Source organism: Gardnerella sp. c10Ua_31, assembly GCF_055700915.1.
In genome coordinates this window covers 352,216-371,985 of sequence record NZ_JANUYG010000001.1, presented here as the reverse complement: position 1 = coordinate 371,985, position 19,770 = coordinate 352,216, and the positions used below count along the sequence as shown (strand labels likewise).

Here is a 19,770-nt window from a genome sequence, read left to right as displayed (position 1 = left end):
GTATCCGTACCACATTGTATCCTTTAGATTTGTAAGTGTGAATTTGTGAATACATTTAGAAGATTTTAGGAGCGATTTTATGAAGCATGCTGAGCATGGCGCTAAAGCGAAGGGGCGGTTTAATTCGCCTTTTATGCTTTTTACCTCTGTGCGCGGTTCTCATGCATCTTCTAATAATCGTGCTGCAGCCGTTTTAGCAAATAATGGTGCTGTTGTAAGTCTAGAAAACGTAGATTTAGAGAACGTAAATCAAGAATTTGCTGTTTCGTTATCTCGTCGCCAGCTTCGTTTAGCATGTGTTGCTAAAGAACGTAAGAATCGCATGATTGTTTCTGCTTCTTTGTTTGCGTTAGTCGGAGCTGCTTTAACTTCTATGACGTTGAACAAGCCTAATAGCATTGATTCTTTGGCTTCTAAATCTTATTCTTCTAAGTTGAGTTTTGTAGACGATTCTTCTGCTCAAGCAGCATCTCGTTCGAGTATGCGAGAAAGCATTAATCGCGCTAATAAATATTTGAACTTTAGCAGTGCAGTTGCTGGCCTTGAATCTGATTTAAGCGCATTTTCTACTAAGTCTTCTCATAAGTCTAAGTGGGATTTGGGTTCTAATTCCGATTTTAAGGTGTCGGAAATGTCTAAGTCTGCAGCAAATAATCCGAATGTTGCTGTTTTCTTGGATTCAGACGCAAAGATTGTTCCATCTGGTTTTAATCCAAATCACGATTCTGGCGATTCAGGAAATGCTTACGAATTTAGCCAATGCACTTGGTGGGTTTATGTTCGCAGGCATCAGCTTGGCCTTCCAGTTGGCTCCAATATGGGAGACGGATGGATGTGGGGCTGGACTGCTCGCAAGCTTGGCTACTGGGTAGATAACACACCTCGTCATGTTGGAGACATAATGGTGTTTGGCCGTGGTCAGGCTGGAGTTAACCGCGCTTATGGCCACGTTGCAATCGTAGAAAAGATTAATCAAGATGGTTCTATAGAAACATCTGAATCTAGCGCCGAATATCATGGTAGAACTTATTCAAGAGCTGTTAGTGCTAAAGATGCTTCCGCTTTTGAGTTTATTCACTACTAATCTTTTAAGAGTTACTTGCATAATATTAGATTTATCAACTTTTGTTGGTTTATTATGCGTTTTTAGGTGCTTTGTATTGTTAACGTGTTAACATCGCTAATGATGGTTAAGCAAAAGTTTGAACAAAAGATTAAACAAAATAAGATTTTTTCTTCTATAGTTGCGGGAGCTGTATGCACAGCACTTCTTGCTACTATGGTTCCTTTTGCTTGTGCTTATGCAGAAGAGTCTGCAGTTACTTCTACGCGTTCCTTCCCGAAAGTCACATCTGTTAAGCGTGATTTATTAACAGAATCTACTTCTACAAGCGTTGATTCTAATTCGCATTGGGGTGGGATTGAGTCTTTAAATGTTCCTCAAACTAAAAGTGCTGCAGAGTTGGCTGCTCAGGCTGCTGCTCAAGCGGCAGAGGAAAATGCGCGTAATGCTGCTCGCAATAATGATGGCGATTACGATTCCGCTGCAAGCCGTTCTGGTGCTAGAGGAACATCGCAAAGCTATTTTGTTGCTCCTCCAGATGGTTCTTCTACGTCGGCAATGCTTAATTTTGCTGCTCAATTCTTAAACAAAGTGCCGTATCGTTCTGGTGGAACAACTCCTGCTGGTTGGGATTGCTCTGGCTTTGTACAATACGTTTTTGCAAATATGGGTGTTTCTTTGCCTAGAACTTCTGGTGCGCAAGCAACAGTTGGCACAGCTGTTCCAAGTCTTGCTCAAGCAGCTCCAGGAGATATTATTGCAAATGGCACTCACGCCGCGATTTACGTAGGCAATGGAATGGTTATTAATTCGCAATATGGCGGAACAAAGTATAGTCCTATTCCTTACGTTTTTACATCTGCTTATTCCATTCGCCGAGTTTTCTAGCATAAGTTTTTGGCGTAAGTCGCAAGTTTTCTAGCGTTAGTTTTCTAGCGTTAGTCGCAAGTTGTTTTAGCAGAAATCGGCAATTGGCAAGTCACAAATAGCAAATCTTCTGTGTCGCGATAGACTCAAAACAATTAAACGGCTATTGTAGTATTTAAGCAAAGATTGCAAAATTCGCGCAATACTAGGAGGATCTAGATGACACAGAATGTTATTACACAAGAAAAAGCTGTTCTTGTAGGCGTTGATGGTTCTCATGCAAGCTATAAGGCTGTTTGGTGGGCGTCAAACTACGCTAAGCATGCTGGATTGCAACTTCAAATTGTTTGTGCATACTCTTTGCCAAGTTATGCTGCTGTGTCTTTTGACGCAACTTATACTGCCATCGGAGACGATAATGTTGCTCATCAAGACGCTCAGGAGATTCTTTCTAAAGCCAAAGCTGTAGCTTTAGAGCAGGGTGTGGATGCAACAACTTTGATTGTTACTGGCGACCCATCTTCTGTGTTTGTGGAGCTTTCTAGAAACTATCAACTTATTGTTATTGGAAACCGTGGCAAAGGCGGATTAGCAGAGCGTTTACTTGGCACAACAAGTTCTTCGCTTCCTGCATACGCTTATTGCCCAATTGTTGTTGTTCCATATACGGATGATGATGGTCAACGAATCCACTTGAACAATAAGATTTCTAAGATTGCTGTTGGCTCCGACGAGTCTAAGTGGGGATTAAAGGCACTTGAGATTGCTGCAGATTTGGCAGATAGTTGGAATGCTCAATTAGATGTGATTTCTGCTGTTCCTAGCGTTCAAGGAGCCGAGGGAGATACTGCAGTTATGGGATCTTATATGGAAGATCTTGACGAGCGTGTAAAGCCAATTTTGCAACGCTTGCCAAACTTAAAGATTCATCGTTCTGTAGTTCCTGGCTCTGCTGTAAACGCTTTGACTCAAGCTAGCTTAAACAACGATTTGGTTGTTGTTGGATCTAGGGGCAGGGGTGGATTTACTGGTTTGCTTCTTGGCTCGATTAGTCAAGGTTTGCTTCAGCATTCGTCTAGACCAGTGTATGTTGTTCCTCGCAAGTATGTGGAGCTGAGCGCTGCACAAGTGGCTCAGCAGGCTAAGGTAAGTAACGATACTAGTGCTATTGATTCTATAAGTGGTGTTCATAAAGTTGATGTTCCAAAGGCTGGTGTTGAAGAAGCTAAGCAAATTGAGCAAACAATCGATCCGCTTCACTAAAGTAGTAACGCTAAGTAGTAACGCTAGGCGCTAAAACATAAATCGCGTATAAGGCACTAATTGTGTTTTATACGCGATTTTTCAAACATACATATGCTAATATGCTTTTAGTTTTTCTTAAGCAAGAAACGCGCTCGTCTTGCCTCTCGAGCAGCGCGCTTTTTAGCAAGTTCTTGATTGTTAATGCTGATTGCGCGCTCATAAATCTTAATTAACTCTTGAGCTTGCTTTTTAAAGTCATTGTTTTTTGAATATTCAAGAACATTTGCTTTTAGCTGCTCTTGCTCTTCTTTGCTCATATTAAGAACGCGGCTAAACACTTGCTTAAAGTCTTCTTTAGAATCCCATTGGTATCCATTTTTGCCACTAATAATTTGATTTTCATTAGGAGCGTCGTGCTTAACAAGCGCAAATAAGCCAGAGGCCATTGCTTCCAGCATAGAAAGCGAGTGCATCTCTGATAGTGAAGCGGTAGTGTAGTAGTCCATTGCGTGCAAATATTTAGGAATTTGCGTGTGTTCAATAGGTCCTAGAAGGTAGATTCTATCTTCAAATCCTTTGCTTGCTACCTTATTGCGCAAGTCTTCTAGATCAGGGCCTCCGCCAATAACAACAAGTCGAGCTAAATCGCGCGGAAAATCGCAATACATAAAGTTGTCAATCAACTCGCTAATGTTCTTTTCGGCTCCGATTCTTCCAACAAAAACAAACAGCTTTGTAGAATCTGCAATGCCGTATTTTTTACGGAATTCTTCTCTAAAAGCAATTCGTTCTGGTGTTGGCAAGAACTTTTTGTATTCAACAGCATTGCTAAGAACAACAACCTTTTTATTAACTTTTTGGCGGTCAATATAAGCTTGAGCCTTAGCAGACATGCTCGTAATAATTGTTGCGTTTTTAGAAAATCGCGTAAAATATTTTGCCGATATATTCCTAGAAAACTCAGTAAAATGCTTTAGACCAATGTAAAACAGGAATTTATCGTATTCGGTGTGTAGCGTGTAAACAACAGGAACATGCTCTTTTTTGGCCACTTCTAGGCCTATTTCTCCAATGCCAAATTCGTTTTGAATGTGAATAACATCTGGCTTAAAGTTAATCGGGAATTTTTTGCGCATGTTTCCAATTGGAATTGCAACTCTATACTTATAAAGCTTTTTCAAAAGAATGCCTGGAACGTACACAACGCCGTCTACAAGCTTGGTTTTACGCTGTTTTTCGGAGCCAACTGTAACAACAAGAACTTCGTGCCCAAGCTCTTCGTACATTTTTTTAAGCATGTAGGATTGTGTTGCTACGCCGTTTATGTATGGTGGATACGTTTCTGTAAAAATCGCGATTTTCAAAGTTTCCTCCGATTACATAAATAGCTTACATAAATAGCTCTAACAACGTTAAAAGTTTAGCATTGTGTTTAGCATTGCGCCACAAATTGTGATTTTTTGCGTTTTTAGCGTTTTATATTTGGTGTTTTTAATGTTTTAGTGTTTTAGTGTTTTAGTGTCTTATATTTACTGTTACACGCACTTGTGCGCCACGTTCAAGAGTGTGCTTAACTGTGCAACCCTTGCTAATATGCTTTTTCATACGCTCTTTTAGTGCTTGTGCATCTTCGTTAGTTAGTGCAGGCTTTGCGCTTGTAGCGTCTACTGTTAAGTCTTCTTGGAATCTTAAGTAAGTTCCTTCTTCTGGGTCGTAAGTGCCATTTACAACTATGCGCGCGCCTTTTCCTTCTCCAATCGTGTGTTCAACAGCGTATTGGCTGCTTAAAGCTGTGCAACCAGCTAGAGCTATTTGCATTAGTTCTACGGGAGAAAATTGCCCTTCGCCTTTGCCAAATTTTAGTGTTGCTCCGTCTTCGCTTTTTGCAATCCAAGAGCCGTCTTCTAAACGCTCAACCCATATTCTTCTAGCCATTTTTGCTCCTTTGCATTTGTTGTGCTTAGCTAAAACAATTATATAGAGATGTATAGTATAAGTATATTTGCACATGCATTGGTAGTGTTGAATTTAGCTAATGATAGAATAAACGTATGGCTTTAACTCAACAAGAACTTGCAGATTTGCGCGCGCGCGTGCCGCAAAAACCAGTGTCAAATATTCCTACTCCTTACGAGGATTTGGTTAGAAAAATCTTTATGGAAGGCACATTAAAATCAGATCGCACTGGCACGGGAACAATATCTCTTTTTGGTCAGCAAATTCGCTTTGACTTAAGCAAGAGTTTCCCGCTTATAACAACAAAAACTGTGTTCTTTAAGGGGCTTGCGTACGAGCTTCTTTGGTTCCTTAAAGGCTCTAGCAATGTGCGTTGGTTGCAAGAAAACGGTGTGCATATTTGGGATGAGTGGGCAGACGAAAATGGCGATTTAGGGCCTGTTTACGGCGTTCAGTGGCGTAGTTGGCCAGCTCCAACCGCGCAAAATCCAAATCGCACAATCGACCAGATTGCAAACGTTATGGATCTTATTAAGAATCATCCAGATTCTCGTCGAATGATTGTTAGCGCATGGAATCCTGCAGAAGTAGAGAATATGGCTTTGCCGCCTTGTCACTCGCTTTTCCAGTTCTATGTTGCCGATGGCAAGCTTTCTTGCCAGCTTTACCAGCGTTCTTGCGATATGTTCCTTGGCGTGCCATTCAACATTGCTTCTTACTCGCTTTTAACAATGATGATGGCTCAACAAGCAGGATTAGAACCAGGAGAGTTCGTTTGGACTGGTGGCGATTGCCATATTTACGACAATCACGTAGAGCAAGTGCTTGAGCAGCTTTCGCGCGAGCCGTACCCGTATCCGCAGCTTGAGATTCGCAAAGCTGATTCTATTTTTAGCTACGACTATAGCGATTTTAAGGTTGTTGATTATAAGCATCATCCTACGATTAAAGCTCCTGTAGCTGTGTGAGCTTTTGGTTGTTTGCTTGTTTGCTTTGTTTAGTGATTGATTAGTAGGCTTACGTAGGAGTTTTATGACTAACAATATTATGACTAACAATATTCCCGTTCGTTTAATTTGGGGGCAAGCATACGATTTTGAAGGCCGTACAGGCGCTATGGGTGTAAATGGCGGTATGCCTTGGCGACTTTCCCCAGATTTGCGCTATTTTAAGGCAATGACAATCTCTTGTCCAGTAATAATGGGTAGAGGAACTTGGGATTCTATGCCAGAAAAATTTAGGCCTCTTCCTGGTCGCGAAAATATTGTTGTTTCTAGGAATCCAGACTTTAATCCAAATGGAGCAAAAAGTTTTACAAAGATCGAAGACGCAATATGCTACGCAAAAAAGTGGATTGAAGATAATCCTATTGAGCATGTAGATTCTTTTGATTTGCCAAAAGATGGCAGAGCAATTTGGATTATTGGTGGCGGCGCAATCTTTAGAGAAGTGATTGAGTCACAAATTGTTGACGCATCTTATGTAACTCAAATTGACGCTAGAGTAGAAGCAGACACGTTTGCTCCAAACATTCAAAAACTTGTAGATGATGGATTGTGGAAAGTTGCGCGCGATGGCGATTGGCAGGAATCGCCTATAAAAGTTGGCGAAAAACAATTCAATACAAAATATAAGTTTATGGTTTATGAGCCAGTTAAATCTAAAAAATAAGCTAGATTAAGGATATGTATGGAATCTTTAAGCAAAATTCACGTAGATGCTAAGCATCCGTATGTTGTTATGACAGTTTGCACGGGGAATATTTGCAGATCTCCAATGGCAGAAATTGTTTTGCGCAATGAGTTTAAGCTTAGAGGATTAAGCGATGTTGTTGCTGTAAAATCGTGTGGTGTAAGCGACGAAGAATACGGAAATCCGATTGATAGGCGTGCGCAAAAAGAGCTTAAAAGTAGGGGATATTCTTTGCCATTAAGCCATTTTGCGCATAGGATTGAGCGAGACGAAATAGAAGAGACGAATCTTTTTCTTCCAATGACGGCTTCGCATATGCAATCTTTGCTTAGGATTATTCCGCCGCAAAAGCGTAGTCTTGTACACATGTATAGGTCTTTTGATCCGTCTTTAGAAAAGCCACAAGCTGGTCGCGAAGCTGTTTTAGATTTGGCAGACCCTTGGTATGGTGGTCCTAAAGAGTTTGAGATTGCAATGGATCAAGTGGAGGAGTGCGCTCCGTACATTGTTGATTGGGTTCAGTCGCGTATAACGCGTGAATAGTATTTGCATATAAATCGCAAGTAAAATCGCGTATAAATATATTAAAACCAGACGAACCGCTTGGAACGTCTGGTTTATTTTATACGAAAAAACTTAAGAATTTATTTTCCTCTTAAAGCTCTGCGGCTCACGCGTGGAGTATGAGTTGGGTCAATTCCCTTTGGAATTCCAAACCCTTGCTTTCCTTGCAAAGTGCGTAAACGGTCGTTTAGAATCGCAAGCTCTGTTTTAGTAAGGAAGAATCTGCGATTTGGATGAATTGCAGCAAGAGGAGCAAACTTGTGATTTGTAGGAATCAAAGTTTTAGACTTTAGAACTTTACTCCTTAAATCCTTAAGCTTAATTTGATTTTGGCCATTTCCAACGCAAATGCGGTAAACAGGAATATTGGATCCAGCTGTAACACTTTTAATAGCATGCTCTTGGCGTTCCATAGCATGAGTCAAGCGTTCGTAATTGCCTTCTCCAACAAGAAATATTCCGTTAAAACCAGTTCCACGCCAAATTGCATCTTTGGTGCGAGGATCAACCCATACTGGCTGTTGTGGGAAAGTAAAACCACCTTTATTGATTGCGCTTAAAATTCCAGCTGCAGCTCCAGGTTTACCTTCTAGTTTTGCGTATCCAACTTTATCTGCGCGCTTTGTTAAAACAACAGTAAAAAGCAAAAGACCAAGCATAAGCGCTGTTACAACCATCATAATCCACGTAAAAATGGACCAGCGTAAAATAGCGCCAACTATAACGCATAGCACTACAGGGGCTACGAAAGCCAGGCCAAGCCAAAGCGGAAGCTGCTTATCGTCTGTATGCGTGTACTTGTAAATGCGCACAATTTGTGAAATCATGCCCGATTTCTTAGTGTTCTTTGACTTCTCGTTTGCCATTTTGCGTTTATCCCCTATACGATATTCGCGTTAATTTTGTTTTGTGCTTATTGCAAGGTTTTCTACAACGGGTTTACTACCACATTTGTGCAACTATTACTTAAGTAGCCTTAAGTAGCATGCTACAAACACACATTTCTATAAATCATATCTTTGTTGGTATACTAGCGTTTTACTTTGGCCAATTACCGCGCTTTGGCGTGCTCGGCTTTGGTAGCCTCCATCTGCGCATTTGTATTGCGCGACTGCAAGCATACATTGCAGACCTAGAGCTTTTAGCAACAGCAGCTTGGCCGTACCTTTTAACAAGTTCTTTTCTAAGTTTTCGCCACATTATTAAAACGTCAATAATCGCAGCAAAAAGATATGCGTAAAGAATAATAGCAAGCGCAAAATAAAGAGCAATATACTTAGTAGACAAGAAGTTTTGTGTAAAGAAGATGCAAATCATAATTACGATTGCAAATGGAACAAAAAACTCGCCAATATTAAAGCGCGCGTCTACGTAATCGCGAATATACACTCTCCAAGGAAGCTGCTCCGACTTTGGCATATGCGCTAAATCGCCGCTTTTCATAGCTTCGTATTGTGCGTTTTCTCTTTCGCGCAATCGTGCTCGCGCAGCCTTTGCGCTAGCTTTTCTATCGGTTGGAACTAGCGGTCTAAGATTTTGCGCTGCAGCTTCGGTTTGCTTTGGCGTTGGAGCGTTTTTTGTGCGAGTTTTTGGCTTATTTTCTACTTTATTCTCGCTATTTTTATTGGCTGATGGTTGATTGCCATTTTGTGCGTTATTATCAGCGTCTCTTTTTACGAATGGATTCCATGTCATGTTTGCAGATTACCCAACAGACTAGACGCGTTATTAGCAATTTCGTTGGTTATGAATAGTCTGATAATAGTAATTCAAATATTGTTTTTACTAATCTAGTGTTTTTTGGAGGACTTATGGCTGTTCTAGAGGTTGACGATGTGCGCTCACGTGTGCAAAACGCTTGGGAAGACGTTATTGGCGTATTAAATAAGAAGATTTCTTTAGGAGCTGTTTCTGCTAAAGGCATTACTGGGGATCATATGCGTGCTTCTGCTGAATACGTTGCTAGTGTATTGCGCGAAGTTGGTGTTGATGCTCGTGTTGAGCAGTCGCAAAATCCAGATGGCACTCCAGGTGCATTCGAGGTTGTTGGATCTAGGATTGTAAACCCAAGTGCTCCAACTGTTTTGCTTTACGCTCATCACGATGTTCAGCCTGTTCCAGATGCAAGCGAGTGGAATACGGATCCTTTTAAAGGAACCGAGATAGATGGGCGCTTGTATGGTCGCGGTAGCGCGGACGATGGTGGTGGAATTGCTATTCACTATGGTACTTTGCGCGCTTTAAGTGAAGATTTAGGCGTAAACATTAAAGTGTTCATTGAAGGCGAAGAGGAGATGGGCTCTCCAAGCTTTATTCCTTTTATTGAGTCTCACAAAGATGAGTTTGAATCCGATGTGATTATTGTTGCAGATTCTGGAAATTGGTCTGCCGAAGTTCCAAGTCTTACGACTAGCTTGCGCGGAAACACTACTGTAGACGTTAAGGTTAAGGTTCTTGATCATCAAGTTCACTCTGGTCAATTTGGTGGTCCTATTTTAGACGCATACACGCTTGCTTCAATGCTTGTTGCTTCTCTTTACAACAAAGACGGTGATTTGAATGTTCCTGGAATTGAATCGCAAGAGCCTGTTGGTGGCTTGCAACGCGATTTAGACGAATCGCAAGTTAGAGCCGATTCTTCGGTTGTTGATTCATACAAGCTTGCAGGAACGGGGTCGCTTGCTGCTCGTATGTGGACTAAGCCAAGCTTGACTGTTATTGGAATGGACGCTCATCCAGTAGAAGAAAGCTTTAACGTTATTGCTCACGAGACACGCTTGCGACTTTCGCTTAGAACTGCGCCTTGCCAGCGTCCGGAGGAAGCACAAAAAGCATTGAGTGACTTTTTGGTTAAAAATGCACCGTTTGGCGCGCAAGTGACTGTAGAGCCTTTAGATAATGGCATGGGTTGGGCTATGAATCCAAATGCTGTTGCAACTAAAGATGCGCTCGCATCTATGAAAGACGCTTTTGGTGTGGATCCTATTAATAAGGGCGAAGGTGGTTCGATTCCATTTATTCCAGAATTGCAAAGAATCTTCCCTAAAGCTCAAGTTTTGGTTACAGGTCCAGAAGATCCAAAGTCTAATGCTCATAGCCCAAACGAGTCGATTTCTCTTTCTGGCTTGAAGTCAAATATTGTAACGGAAGCTTTGCTTCTTAGCCGTTTAGCGAAGTAATAAAGCAGTGAAGTAATATTGTAAGTTCTAACTCGCGCATAAAGTACCTAGGTATATGAATTTTGATGGATTTTGTGCGCGAGTCTACACAATGCCGTAAAATTTTCACTCGACACGGGTGCTTTGCGTTAATTCGTAAAGCTGAGAGAAACCGCTTGAACGTGAATCCAGGTAATACTGGCGCACGGAGATCTGTTTTTCCCGTGCCTAAAAGTAAAAAGGCACAATCATGTCAACAAGCGTCTTCTATGCATATAGCAATTAAATGCTGTATGCTGTTTAGATTTTTCTAAGCAAGTAGGCGTTTTGGGATTGTAGGATTTGCTAAGATTCTAAGATTTGTTAAGATTCTAAAAATCTATAGTAAAGTCTAATAATCCTAAAAATAATTTAATAAATAATTAAATAAAAATCATTGCCATAAAGGATTTGCTATGCCCGATGAATCTAAAACGCAGGTTTTGAACAATACTAACCAGTACAAAGCTGAAACTTTCCTTCCATCGGCTTTTAGTGCTGCTCAGTTGCGTTTTGAGAATTGGGGTTATCGTCATGCCTCTCGCAAAGCGTTTGCTGTTCGTGGTTTGAACCTGACTATTGAAGCAGGGCAGAGAGTATTGCTATTAGGAGCATCGGGCATAGGCAAGTCCACTATTCTTGAAGGTGCTGCTGGATTAATCGGCAGCGATATTATTCTTAAAAGTGATTCAAACGATAAAAATAGTAACTCTTCTTCGCATAATGTTTTAGTTGAAGACGAAGATGGCGGAGTGAGTGAAGGCGCAGTATTTGTAGACGATGTGCCAGTTCATAAGGCTCGCGGACGCGTTGGTTTAGTTTTACAAGACCCAGAATCTCAAGCGATTTTTCAACGTTTAGGAGATAACGTTGCGTTTGGTCCAGAAAACATGAATGTTCCGCGCAAAGAGATTTGGAATATTGTTGACGAAAGTCTTAAAGAGGTTGGCTTAGATGGCTTGCAACTTCATCGATCTACTGCACATTTAAGTGGTGGTCAAATGCAGCGACTGGCTCTTGCTGGCGCGCTGGCAATGAAGCCTAGTGTTCTTCTTTTAGACGAGCCTACAGCAAATCTGGATCCAGACGGCGTTGAGCAAATTGTTTCAGCAGTTGGAAAAGTGCTCGACGATACTCGCTCAACAATGGTTCTTGTGGAACATCATGCTCAACCGTGGATTGATTTAATTGACCGAGTAATTGTTTTGGGGCTTGAAAATAGCGGTAATAGCGGTAATAGCGAAGATAGCAAAAACTTTGTTCACGATGACGATATTGCAAGAGACGAGAGTGCTAAAACAGTAATCGTAGCTGACGGAACTCCAGACGAGGTGTTTAATCGCAAGGATCTTGACTTTGAAAATCTTGGAATATGGCTCCCAGATAAGTATAAGGATTCAAAAGATAGCAATATAGGTAGGATTCATGTTGAAGGAGAGCCTGATTGCGATCCTTCTGTAGGAGATGGGAAAGTAGTTTTATCTACAAAAAACCTTGCGATTAGTCATACGGATACTCCAATAGCTAAAAACATTAATCTTGAGTTCAATTCTGGCCAAATAACGGCTTTGGTTGGTGCAAATGGTGCTGGAAAGTCAACTTTGTCTTTAACTTTGGCAGGATTAATTCCGTCAATAGAAGGGGAAGTTGTAGCAAGCGAGAATCTTTGTGAAGGCTTAGATTCAAGCAACCCTATAAAGTGGAAGTCAACTGAACTCGCTAAAAGAATATCGTATGTTTTCCAAAATCCAGAACACCAATTTGCTTGCGGAACTGTTCTCGAAGAAGTTATGCTAGGTCCTATTAGAACAGGCATGAGCGAGGAGGATGCTCGAGCAAAAGCTAAAGAATTGCTAGAGCGATTCCGATTAGGCAGATATGCCAACGCCAATCCGTACACGCTTTCTGGAGGAGAAAAGCGCAGGCTTACAGTTGCTGCATCTTTGGCTGCAGCTCCAAGGGTTTTGATTTTAGATGAGCCAACTTTTGGCCAAGATCGAAAAACGTGGATGCAAATTATAAAGCTGATTGCAAGCCTTAGAGCAGACGGCGTTAGCGTTATTGTTGTTACTCACGATAAAGAGCTAGTAGACGCTCTTGGCGCGCGTTTAGTTGAACTTTTGCCTATTAGTGAGCAGACAAGCGAGCCGACTAGTGAGCATACTAGTGAGCATAAAAATAGTGATTCTGACGATTTAACACGCGCTGGCGAGTCGCAAGCAAAAGAAGATTTAGAATCATCGCAAAGCTTGTCTTCTACAACTAATGCAACGAATATTTCTCGAATAAAAGTTAGCGCTGTAAATAAGCGTGATGAGAAAGAAAGAGCTGCAAGTTGCTCCCCATTTTTGGCATCACTAAATCCTGTTTACCGCATGCTTGGAGCTTTTATGCTTTCCATTCCTTTGCTGTTTACTCTTGATTGGCTTTCTTCGACTATTGCGCTTGTTTTAGAGTTTATAATTTTATGGATTGTTGGAATGAATCCTTGGCGTGTTGTTAAGCTTTCTTGGCCTGTTTGGGTTGGTGCGCCTGGATCTGCTCTAGCAGTGTGGTTGTATGGTAAATCTGGCGGAGCAACATTGTTTGATTGGGGAATTATTCACGTAAGCGAGCACTCAACAACTCTTGCAATTGCAACGTTTATTCGTATTTTAGCGATTGGTGTTCCTGCAATTGTTACTGTTATTGGTATTGATGCTACAGATTTAGCAGATGCTTTTAGTCAAGTTATGCACTTGCCAGATAAGTTTGTTTATGGCGGATTAGCAGGAATGAGGCTTTTTAGCGTTTTACAAGACGATTGGGCAGCTCTTACTGCTTCTAGAAGATCTCGCGGTCTTGGAGACGATAGTAAAATTCGCGCATTTATGCCTCAAGCTTTTGCGCTTCTTGTTCTTTCGATTCGTAGGTCTAGTACTTTGGCAACAGCAATGCAAGCGCGCGGTTTTGGTGGAGAAAATCCAAGATCTCATGCACGCATAAGTTACGTAAATAAGCGCGATTATGTGTTTATGGTTGTATTCTTAATTATTCCTGCAATTGCATTAATCGCAGCTGTTTACTACGGTACGTTTGCGCTTCTTGGTGGAAATTAATTTTGGTGTGTCCGTCCATATAAGACACATGTTGAAAACGTTGAAATAAAGCCATTTTGGGATATTTTGTGGGCTTGATGGGATTCGAACCCACGGCCTTCTGCTCCGGAGGCAGACGCTCTATCCACTGAGCTACAAGCCCGCAACTTGTGAAAGTATACACGTTGCTAGGGATTGAGGTTGTTTTATATAAGATTAGACATGGCTTTGTGTACTTACGGCGTTTTGCTTGGAATTTTGCGGATTTAAGCGGTTATATTTTACGTGTTTTGCGTGATTTTTTGCTAATTTTATATTTTTGTTTGCATTTGTACTTTTATAGTGTTAGCATCGAACACAACACAAACGCATATCGTAAATTTTACGGTGTTAGGTTTGTGATTGACCACGTAAGCATTTAGCTTTTGCAGCTAAAGTATTTAAGGAGGCGGCTATCATGCGTAACATGAATGCTCAAGCTCGCGATACTTTTGATGCTGCTCGTATGTGGTGGTGGCAGACTTCTCTTTGGCGTAGTTTACTCTAAAGTTTTAGAAGCTGCTTGTTTAGGCTTATAAAAGACCTCTAGGGTAAACCTAGGGGTCTTTTTTATATCCTAAAACGCAAAATCCATTTGGTTTTAATCCAAATCTAAAACAATCTAAACAATCTAAACCAATAACAATCAAAAACCAATAACAATTTTCAAACCAAAATTGTTGAAAAACAACGTAAAAATTTACGTAAAGGAGAAAATCATGAATCAAGAGTCAACTAACGTAGAAGCTACTAACACAGAGCAAACATCTGCACAGTCCGAAATTAATCAAGCAGCTACTTTGCTAAAAGGCGTAAATGTTAAAAAGCACGCTTTAGATATTACGTCTTTAGTGTTGGTTGCTGTTCTTTTTGCAGCTGGATGCATTCTTGATTTTACAGTTGCAAAGTCGCTTTCGATTGGAAACATTCAGCCAGAGTTTGTTATTGCATCGTTCTGCTTGTCTATTTTGCTTGTTCGTCCAAATGTTATTCAAGGTGCGATTATTGGCGCTTTGGCTGCTACTTTGATTCAATTTAACACTTCGATTCCTGGTCTTGAATACGCTTGCGATATTCCAGCAGCAATCATTATGACGTTAGCGCTTATGGGATATCTAAAAGCTTTCCCTAAGGATGCTGCTAGAAAGTTCAGTGTGTTCCCGTTTATATCTACGTTTGTTGCAACTGTTATTTCTGGAATGATTTTTGCAACAATCGCATCCTTCTTTATTCTTCACTCTCCAAACACTGTTCTTGTTATGCTTCCAATCATTTTGGGAACTGCTGTGTTTAATGCTGTTGTTGTGGAAGTTCTTTACACTCCAATTCGACTCGTTTTGCATAAGTAATCACAAATAAATCGCCATTGAAAATGAGAAATAAATTAACTTGAATCAACGTAAACAAATATAAATAAACGTAAATAAACGTAAATAAACATCAAAAGTCGATAATTAAAACTTGATTATCGCAACATAAAGGAGAAGATTATGAATCAGGGAATTAACGAACATGCAGGTAGCATGATCAATGCTGTAAGTGTTAAAAAGCACGCTTTAGATGTTACGTCTTTAGTGTTGGTTGCTGTTCTTTTTGCAGCAGGATGTATTCTTGACTTTACAGTTGCAAAAGCACTTTCAATTGGAAACATTAAACCAAACTTCTTAATCGCATCGTTCTGTCTTGCGATTTTGCTGGTTCGTCCAAATGTTATTCAGGGTGCGATTATTGGTGCTTTGGCTGCAACTTTAATGCAATTTAACGCATCTATTCCTGGTCTCAATTATGTTTGCGATATTCCAGCAGCAATTGTTATGACTTTGATGATTATGGCTTATGTTCACGTTTTCCCTAAGGATGCTGCTAGAAAGTTTAGTATTTTCCCACTCATAGCAACTTTTATAACTACAGTTGTTTCTGGTTTAATATTTGCTTCTACTGCATCTTTCTTTGTTCTTTATTCTCCTAAGACGATTCTTGTTATGCTTCCAATCATTTTTGGAACTGCTGTGTTTAATGCTGTTGTTGTGGAAGTTCTTTACACTCCAATTCGACTTGTTTTGCACAAGTAAGTGTTTGAATTTGTTCTAGATGATTTGTTCTAGATGATTTGTGTTGGATAATATTTAGCAAGTCATATAATTATCAAAGAATGAATCGTAGAATAAGCATAATCATAGAATAATCATTAGTAATAGTAATTGTTAGGTTTTTAAGAGTTAGGAATTATTGTGCCTTTGCTTGAGTTAAAAGATGTGTCTTTTAAGTATGTGAATCGGAATAAAGATGATTCTTTAGACTCTTCAAAGGCACACGATTCCACTCTTGCGCTAAAAGATGTAAGTCTTAGCATAGAATCTGGCGAATTCGTTGGTATTATTGGCCCTTCTGGGTCTGGAAAAACAACGCTTGCTTCGCTTTTTTCTGGCGCGATTCCGCATCATTATTCTGGAGAACTTTCTGGAAGTGTTAAGATTGCTGGTCAAGACACTAAAAATCTTGCTTTAACTAATATTGCTTGCTTAATTGGATCTGTTATTCAAGACATTGATGCGCAAATGGTTGCTGCAAATGTAGAAGATGAGATTCTTTTTGGCTTAGAAAACTTTGGCGTTGCGCATAGCGAAATACCAAGTCGAATAGATGAAGCTTTGCAAATTGTTGGCATTAGTGATTTGCGCAACCGCGATTTAGATACTCTTTCTGGAGGCCAAAAGCAGAAAGTTGCGATTGCTGCTATTCTTGCGCTAAAGCCTAAAGTTATGGTTTTAGATGAGCCTACATGCGCTTTAGACCCTGTTTCTTCTAAAATGATTTTTTCGATTCTTAAAGATTTGAATAAGAATTTTGGAATAACGGTTGTTGTAATTGAGCAAAAAGTGGCGCTTTTAAGCGAGTATTGCAAGCGCTTAGTTGTGCTTTCTAATGGCACTTTGTCGCTTGATTTGCCTGTTAGTCAAGCGTTGAAAAACATGGATTTGCTTTATTCTATTGGAATAAATTATCCGCGCACTACGCATTTGGTTAATGATTTACAGAGCAAGAATGTTTGCTCTAAAAGCGATTTGCCTGTGTCTGTAGAAGATACAGTAAATACTATTGTTAATACGATTAATAGTGGAAAATCTTTGACTTCACATGTTGATTCGCATAGTGAATTTGATAATAGTGAATGCGATTCAAACACATCGGCGGTTGCTGGCGACTTTTCCAATGAGTCGCAAGTCTCCAAACAATCTTCAACACATCAGCCGGAGCAAAATACTTCTCCATGTCTTTCGCTTAAAAACGTTAGTTTTTCCTACCCAAGTGGCATTAGTGCGCTAAAAAACGTGTCTTTTGAAGCTTACGCTGGGGAGCTTGTAACTCTTGTTGGAAGAAATGGCGCTGGAAAAACAACTGTTACTAAGCTAATCAACGGTTTGCTTAAGGCGAGCAGTGGCAACATTTTTATTGATGGTAAAGACACTAGCAACATGAAGATTAGCCAAATTGCTCACTATGTTTCTACGCTTTTCCAAAATCCAGATCGTCAGCTTTGCAAAGATACTGTTTTAGAAGAAGTAGCGTTTAGTTGCATTCTTTTAGGAGAGTCTGTTAAAGATGCTAATGATCATGCAATGCAAGTGATTGAAAAGCTAAATCTAGATCCTAAAGCAAGCCCATTTATGCTTTCTAGAGGCCAGCGTCAAATGGTTGCTTTGGCTGCAACTGTTGTAACTAAACCTAAGATTCTTGTTTTAGACGAGCCAACGTGTGGCTTAGACTACATGGAATGCTTGCGCATTATGCAAGTTGTAGAAGACCTTAGAGATCACGGTTGTTGCATAATAATGGTTTGCCACGATATGGAAGTGGTTCTTGACTTTGCAACGCGCTTAATCGTAGTAAACGATGGAAAAATTCTAGAAGACGGAAGCATAAGTTGCGTTTTTGAAAACAATGCGATTTGCAAAGAAGCTGCATTATGCGCTCCACTTTTATGCGCTGTATCTCAAGGCTTAGTCAAAAATGGTTTTGACGATTGTAAGGGCTTGTATAAAAGGGATATGTTGGTTAATGCTCTTAAAAAGAGTTGCAATTTGTAAAGCAAGGTGTAATTATGCAAACTAAAATCTTAACGTATAACGAAGGCTCAACTTTGCTTCACAAAGCAAATCCTATTGCAAAACTCATATTAGCTGTAAGCGTTGTTGTATCTGCTTTTATAGCTCAACAATTCACTGTTCTTATTGTTATTGCAGCTCTTATTCTTGCTGGCATGGCTATGGCTGGGATTCTTAAAGCGCTGTTTCCTCTTGTGCGCGCAATGCTTATTCTTGGCGTTGTAATGTTCTTTTTGCAAACAGTTATTGCTCAAGGCGGAAACTACATGTTCTTATGGTTTAGCACAAAGGGAATTTCTGTTGCATTGCGAGCATCTTTAAGACTTTTTTGCTTTGCATTGCCTCTTGTAAGCGTGCTTAGCATTACAAAGCTAAACGATTTAGCTAACGCTGTTGTTCAATACTTACACATTCCATATTGCTATGCTTTTACAATCACTACAGCTGTGCGATTTGTTCCTATTTTTGCGTACGAGATGTCTCAAATTACAGAAGCTCAAATGGCAAGGGGAGTGGAGTTCGATACTAAGAATCCTTTTAAAAAGATTAAGCTTATGATGCCTTTGATTGTGCCTCTTTTAGTTTTGTCTGTTCGTAAAGCAGATAGCTGTGCGCTGGCAGCAGAAGAGCGCGGATTCTATTTGCGCACACGTAAGTCTTCTTTTAGAAAGTATCCTTTTGGTTGTCGTGGATTTGTTCTTATTATTGTGTCTGCATTAATGATTGCTTTGCCAATACTTGTGTCTATATTTGCTCCACAAATAATCTAAAATAGTCTAAACTAATCTAGAATCAATTAAAAAATTCTAGAATTTAGGCGATTTTAATGACTAATATTAAGTTTTGGCTTAAAGGTGCAAGACTTTATACTCTTCCAATTGGAATCGTGCCAGTTGTTATGGCAATTTCGATTTTTGCAAGGTATTTATTTAGCGGTCAAATACTTGTAAAGACTTACAATGTTGAAAATTTTGCTTTGCAAGCGTTTTTGTGTTTGTGTGTTGCTGTTTTTATGCAAATTTCAGTAAACTATGCAAACGATTATTGCGATGGTTTGCGCGGACTAGATAATCAAAGGTCTAAGCGAGCTGTAAGCGCAGAAAACAAAGCGCTATGTGACGTGTCTTGGAGGCTTGCAAATGCTGGTATTAAGCCAAAATCAGTGTTGTATGCTGCTTGCATATCTGCTCTAATATCGTGCGTTTTTGGACTAGTTATTACGATTAGAAGCGGAATTTGGATGTTTATTCCTCTTGGATTAATTTGCGTTATAGCAGCTTGGTTTTATGCAGGAGGATCACACCCATACGGATATAGGGGTTGGGGAGAGCTTAGCGCATTTTTGTTCTTTGGACCAGTAGCGTTTTTAGGAACATTGTGTGCTCTTTTTTATGCAAGTGGTTTTTCTAAAGACTCAATAACTGCAGCAAGCATTGAGCAAATTGTTTTTTGCGTATTATTATCTTTTATTCCAGGCGGATTTTCTGCTTGCCTTATGATGATTAATAATTTAAGAGATATAGAAAGCGATACGCAACATAAAAAGATTACTGCAATGGCTTTGCTTGGCAGACGCAAGGGTGGTGTTGTATTTACTTGTGTTGCTGTTTTAGTGGCGATTTTACAATCATCTTATGTGCTGTTATATGTGTTCGATTCTCGATTTATAGGCGTATTTTTAAGTATTAATAACCCACATAAAACTGTTTTTGCATTAAGCAATATCTTATTTAATAAAGGTGTGTTTATTGTTTCTTGCATTCTGTTACTATTGGTTACTTGCATGTTTATTAAAAAAGCGTGCTCGCTAATATACGCAGTTATTAATGGGAATTATGCTAGTGCTTTTCCGTTGTGCGTACAGTTAGCAATGCTCGGTGCTTTGACTTTTGTATTGTCGTTATTTGCATGTGCTTTGCCGCATTAAAAAGCGGTTTAGAGCGTATTTTTATACATGCATGCGA

Annotated in this window: 17 protein-coding genes and 1 tRNA gene; 13 read left to right on the top strand and 5 right to left on the bottom strand. The window is 40.0% G+C overall.

The genetic code is table 11. From position 1 onward, the window contains the following. Positions 1-79 precede the first annotated feature (79 nt). The 3 genes from NYP55_RS01475 to NYP55_RS01465 all read left to right on the top strand — a co-directional run bounded on the left by NYP55_RS01475 (position 80) and on the right by NYP55_RS01465 (position 3,193). Positions 80-1,084 carry a CHAP domain-containing protein gene (locus NYP55_RS01475; RefSeq protein WP_472781458.1) on the top strand — a complete coding sequence of 335 codons (1,005 nt, stop codon included), beginning with the start codon at positions 80-82 and terminating at the stop codon, positions 1,082-1,084. Positions 1,085-1,183: 99 nt separating this feature from the next. After that, a complete protein-coding gene (locus NYP55_RS01470) occupies positions 1,184-1,951 on the top strand; it encodes a C40 family peptidase (protein ID WP_115757237.1) in 768 nt (255 codons plus the stop codon). A 198-nt stretch (positions 1,952-2,149) separates the two neighbouring features. Next, entirely contained in the window at positions 2,150-3,193 is a 1,044-nt protein-coding gene (locus NYP55_RS01465; protein ID WP_004132552.1) for a universal stress protein, read from the top strand. A 107-nt stretch (positions 3,194-3,300) separates the two neighbouring features. Here the strand turns inward: NYP55_RS01465 and NYP55_RS01460 are convergent, their stop codons facing one another. Both NYP55_RS01460 and NYP55_RS01455 read right to left on the bottom strand, forming a co-directional pair. Next, the gene (locus NYP55_RS01460) at positions 3,301-4,539 is read right to left on the bottom strand and encodes a glycosyltransferase (RefSeq protein ID WP_472781457.1); all 1,239 of its coding nucleotides are present in this window, start codon (positions 4,537-4,539) and stop codon (positions 3,301-3,303) included. A 151-nt stretch (positions 4,540-4,690) separates the two neighbouring features. Continuing rightward, the gene (locus NYP55_RS01455) at positions 4,691-5,110 is read right to left on the bottom strand and encodes an OsmC family protein (RefSeq protein ID WP_472781456.1); all 420 of its coding nucleotides are present in this window, start codon (positions 5,108-5,110) and stop codon (positions 4,691-4,693) included. 116 nt (positions 5,111-5,226) lie between these two features. Here NYP55_RS01455 and NYP55_RS01450 point away from each other — a divergent pair, with 116 nt between their 5' ends. The 3 genes from NYP55_RS01450 to NYP55_RS01440 all read left to right on the top strand — a co-directional run bounded on the left by NYP55_RS01450 (position 5,227) and on the right by NYP55_RS01440 (position 7,366). Then, positions 5,227-6,099 carry a thymidylate synthase gene (locus NYP55_RS01450; protein WP_004132547.1) on the top strand — a complete coding sequence of 291 codons (873 nt, stop codon included), beginning with the start codon at positions 5,227-5,229 and terminating at the stop codon, positions 6,097-6,099. Between the two features lie 79 nt (positions 6,100-6,178). Continuing rightward, positions 6,179-6,802 carry a dihydrofolate reductase gene (locus NYP55_RS01445; protein ID WP_472781519.1) on the top strand — a complete coding sequence of 208 codons (624 nt, stop codon included), beginning with the start codon at positions 6,179-6,181 and terminating at the stop codon, positions 6,800-6,802. 18 nt (positions 6,803-6,820) lie between these two features. Next, positions 6,821-7,366 (top strand): low molecular weight protein-tyrosine-phosphatase, encoded by a 546-nt coding sequence (locus NYP55_RS01440; RefSeq protein ID WP_004130272.1) that lies wholly within the window; start codon positions 6,821-6,823, stop codon positions 7,364-7,366. Positions 7,367-7,467: 101 nt separating this feature from the next. Here the strand turns inward: NYP55_RS01440 and NYP55_RS01435 are convergent, their stop codons facing one another. Both NYP55_RS01435 and NYP55_RS01430 read right to left on the bottom strand, forming a co-directional pair. Continuing rightward, complete coding sequence (locus NYP55_RS01435; RefSeq protein WP_004130271.1) at positions 7,468-8,253, bottom strand: DUF4191 domain-containing protein; 786 nt, start codon at positions 8,251-8,253, stop codon at positions 7,468-7,470. A gap of 172 nt (positions 8,254-8,425) precedes the next feature. Next, complete coding sequence (locus NYP55_RS01430; protein WP_472781455.1) at positions 8,426-9,082, bottom strand: DUF3043 domain-containing protein; 657 nt, start codon at positions 9,080-9,082, stop codon at positions 8,426-8,428. A 116-nt stretch (positions 9,083-9,198) separates the two neighbouring features. On the opposite strand from NYP55_RS01430, the gene NYP55_RS01425 reads away from it, so the two are divergent. Beyond that, on the top strand, positions 9,199-10,566 hold the full coding sequence (locus NYP55_RS01425; RefSeq protein WP_353938609.1) for a dipeptidase: 1,368 nt from the start codon (positions 9,199-9,201) through the stop codon (positions 10,564-10,566). A 434-nt stretch (positions 10,567-11,000) separates the two neighbouring features. Beyond that, positions 11,001-13,682, top strand: coding sequence for an ATP-binding cassette domain-containing protein (locus tag NYP55_RS01420; RefSeq protein WP_472781454.1), 2,682 nt, complete (start codon positions 11,001-11,003; stop codon positions 13,680-13,682). Between the two features lie 69 nt (positions 13,683-13,751). Here the strand turns inward: NYP55_RS01420 and NYP55_RS01415 are convergent. After that, positions 13,752-13,824: transfer RNA gene (locus NYP55_RS01415), tRNA-Arg, on the bottom strand. 595 nt (positions 13,825-14,419) lie between these two features. Between NYP55_RS01415 and NYP55_RS01410 the strand changes: the two genes are divergently transcribed. The 5 genes from NYP55_RS01410 (at position 14,420) to menA (ending at position 19,733) form a co-directional block, all read left to right on the top strand. Continuing rightward, complete coding sequence (locus NYP55_RS01410) at positions 14,420-15,049, top strand: hypothetical protein (protein ID WP_004130264.1); 630 nt, start codon at positions 14,420-14,422, stop codon at positions 15,047-15,049. Between the two features lie 141 nt (positions 15,050-15,190). Next, a complete protein-coding gene (locus tag NYP55_RS01405) occupies positions 15,191-15,772 on the top strand; it encodes a tryptophan transporter (protein ID WP_004132537.1) in 582 nt (193 codons plus the stop codon). A 159-nt stretch (positions 15,773-15,931) separates the two neighbouring features. Further along, positions 15,932-17,788: an ABC transporter ATP-binding protein gene (locus NYP55_RS01400; protein WP_004132535.1), complete on the top strand. Its 1,857-nt coding sequence runs from the start codon at positions 15,932-15,934 to the stop codon at positions 17,786-17,788. A gap of 14 nt (positions 17,789-17,802) precedes the next feature. Further along, on the top strand, positions 17,803-18,576 hold the full coding sequence (locus NYP55_RS01395; protein WP_004132533.1) for an energy-coupling factor transporter transmembrane component T family protein: 774 nt from the start codon (positions 17,803-17,805) through the stop codon (positions 18,574-18,576). A 56-nt stretch (positions 18,577-18,632) separates the two neighbouring features. After that, complete coding sequence (gene menA / locus NYP55_RS01390; protein WP_004130256.1) at positions 18,633-19,733, top strand: 1,4-dihydroxy-2-naphthoate octaprenyltransferase; 1,101 nt, start codon at positions 18,633-18,635, stop codon at positions 19,731-19,733. The last annotated feature ends 37 nt before the right edge of the window (positions 19,734-19,770 follow it).

Bases quoted from the DNA above. Each gene is read 5' to 3' on its own strand.
- NYP55_RS01475 (WP_472781458.1), top strand. From the start codon at position 80: ATGAAGCATGCTGAGCATGGCGCTAAAGCGAAGGGGCGGTTTAATTCG.
- NYP55_RS01470 (WP_115757237.1), top strand. From the start codon at position 1,184: ATGATGGTTAAGCAAAAGTTTGAACAAAAGATTAAACAAAATAAGATT.
- NYP55_RS01465 (WP_004132552.1), top strand. From the start codon at position 2,150: ATGACACAGAATGTTATTACACAAGAAAAAGCTGTTCTTGTAGGCGTT.
- NYP55_RS01455 (WP_472781456.1), bottom strand. From the start codon at position 5,110: ATGGCTAGAAGAATATGGGTTGAGCGTTTAGAAGACGGCTCTTGGATT.
- NYP55_RS01450 (WP_004132547.1), top strand. From the start codon at position 5,227: ATGGCTTTAACTCAACAAGAACTTGCAGATTTGCGCGCGCGCGTGCCG.
- NYP55_RS01445 (WP_472781519.1), top strand. From the start codon at position 6,179: ATGACTAACAATATTCCCGTTCGTTTAATTTGGGGGCAAGCATACGAT.
- NYP55_RS01440 (WP_004130272.1), top strand. From the start codon at position 6,821: ATGGAATCTTTAAGCAAAATTCACGTAGATGCTAAGCATCCGTATGTT.
- NYP55_RS01435 (WP_004130271.1), bottom strand. From the start codon at position 8,253: ATGGCAAACGAGAAGTCAAAGAACACTAAGAAATCGGGCATGATTTCA.
- NYP55_RS01430 (WP_472781455.1), bottom strand. From the start codon at position 9,082: ATGACATGGAATCCATTCGTAAAAAGAGACGCTGATAATAACGCACAA.
- NYP55_RS01425 (WP_353938609.1), top strand. From the start codon at position 9,199: ATGGCTGTTCTAGAGGTTGACGATGTGCGCTCACGTGTGCAAAACGCT.
- NYP55_RS01420 (WP_472781454.1), top strand. From the start codon at position 11,001: ATGCCCGATGAATCTAAAACGCAGGTTTTGAACAATACTAACCAGTAC.
- NYP55_RS01410 (WP_004130264.1), top strand. From the start codon at position 14,420: ATGAATCAAGAGTCAACTAACGTAGAAGCTACTAACACAGAGCAAACA.
- NYP55_RS01405 (WP_004132537.1), top strand. From the start codon at position 15,191: ATGAATCAGGGAATTAACGAACATGCAGGTAGCATGATCAATGCTGTA.
- NYP55_RS01395 (WP_004132533.1), top strand. From the start codon at position 17,803: ATGCAAACTAAAATCTTAACGTATAACGAAGGCTCAACTTTGCTTCAC.
- menA (WP_004130256.1), top strand. From the start codon at position 18,633: ATGACTAATATTAAGTTTTGGCTTAAAGGTGCAAGACTTTATACTCTT.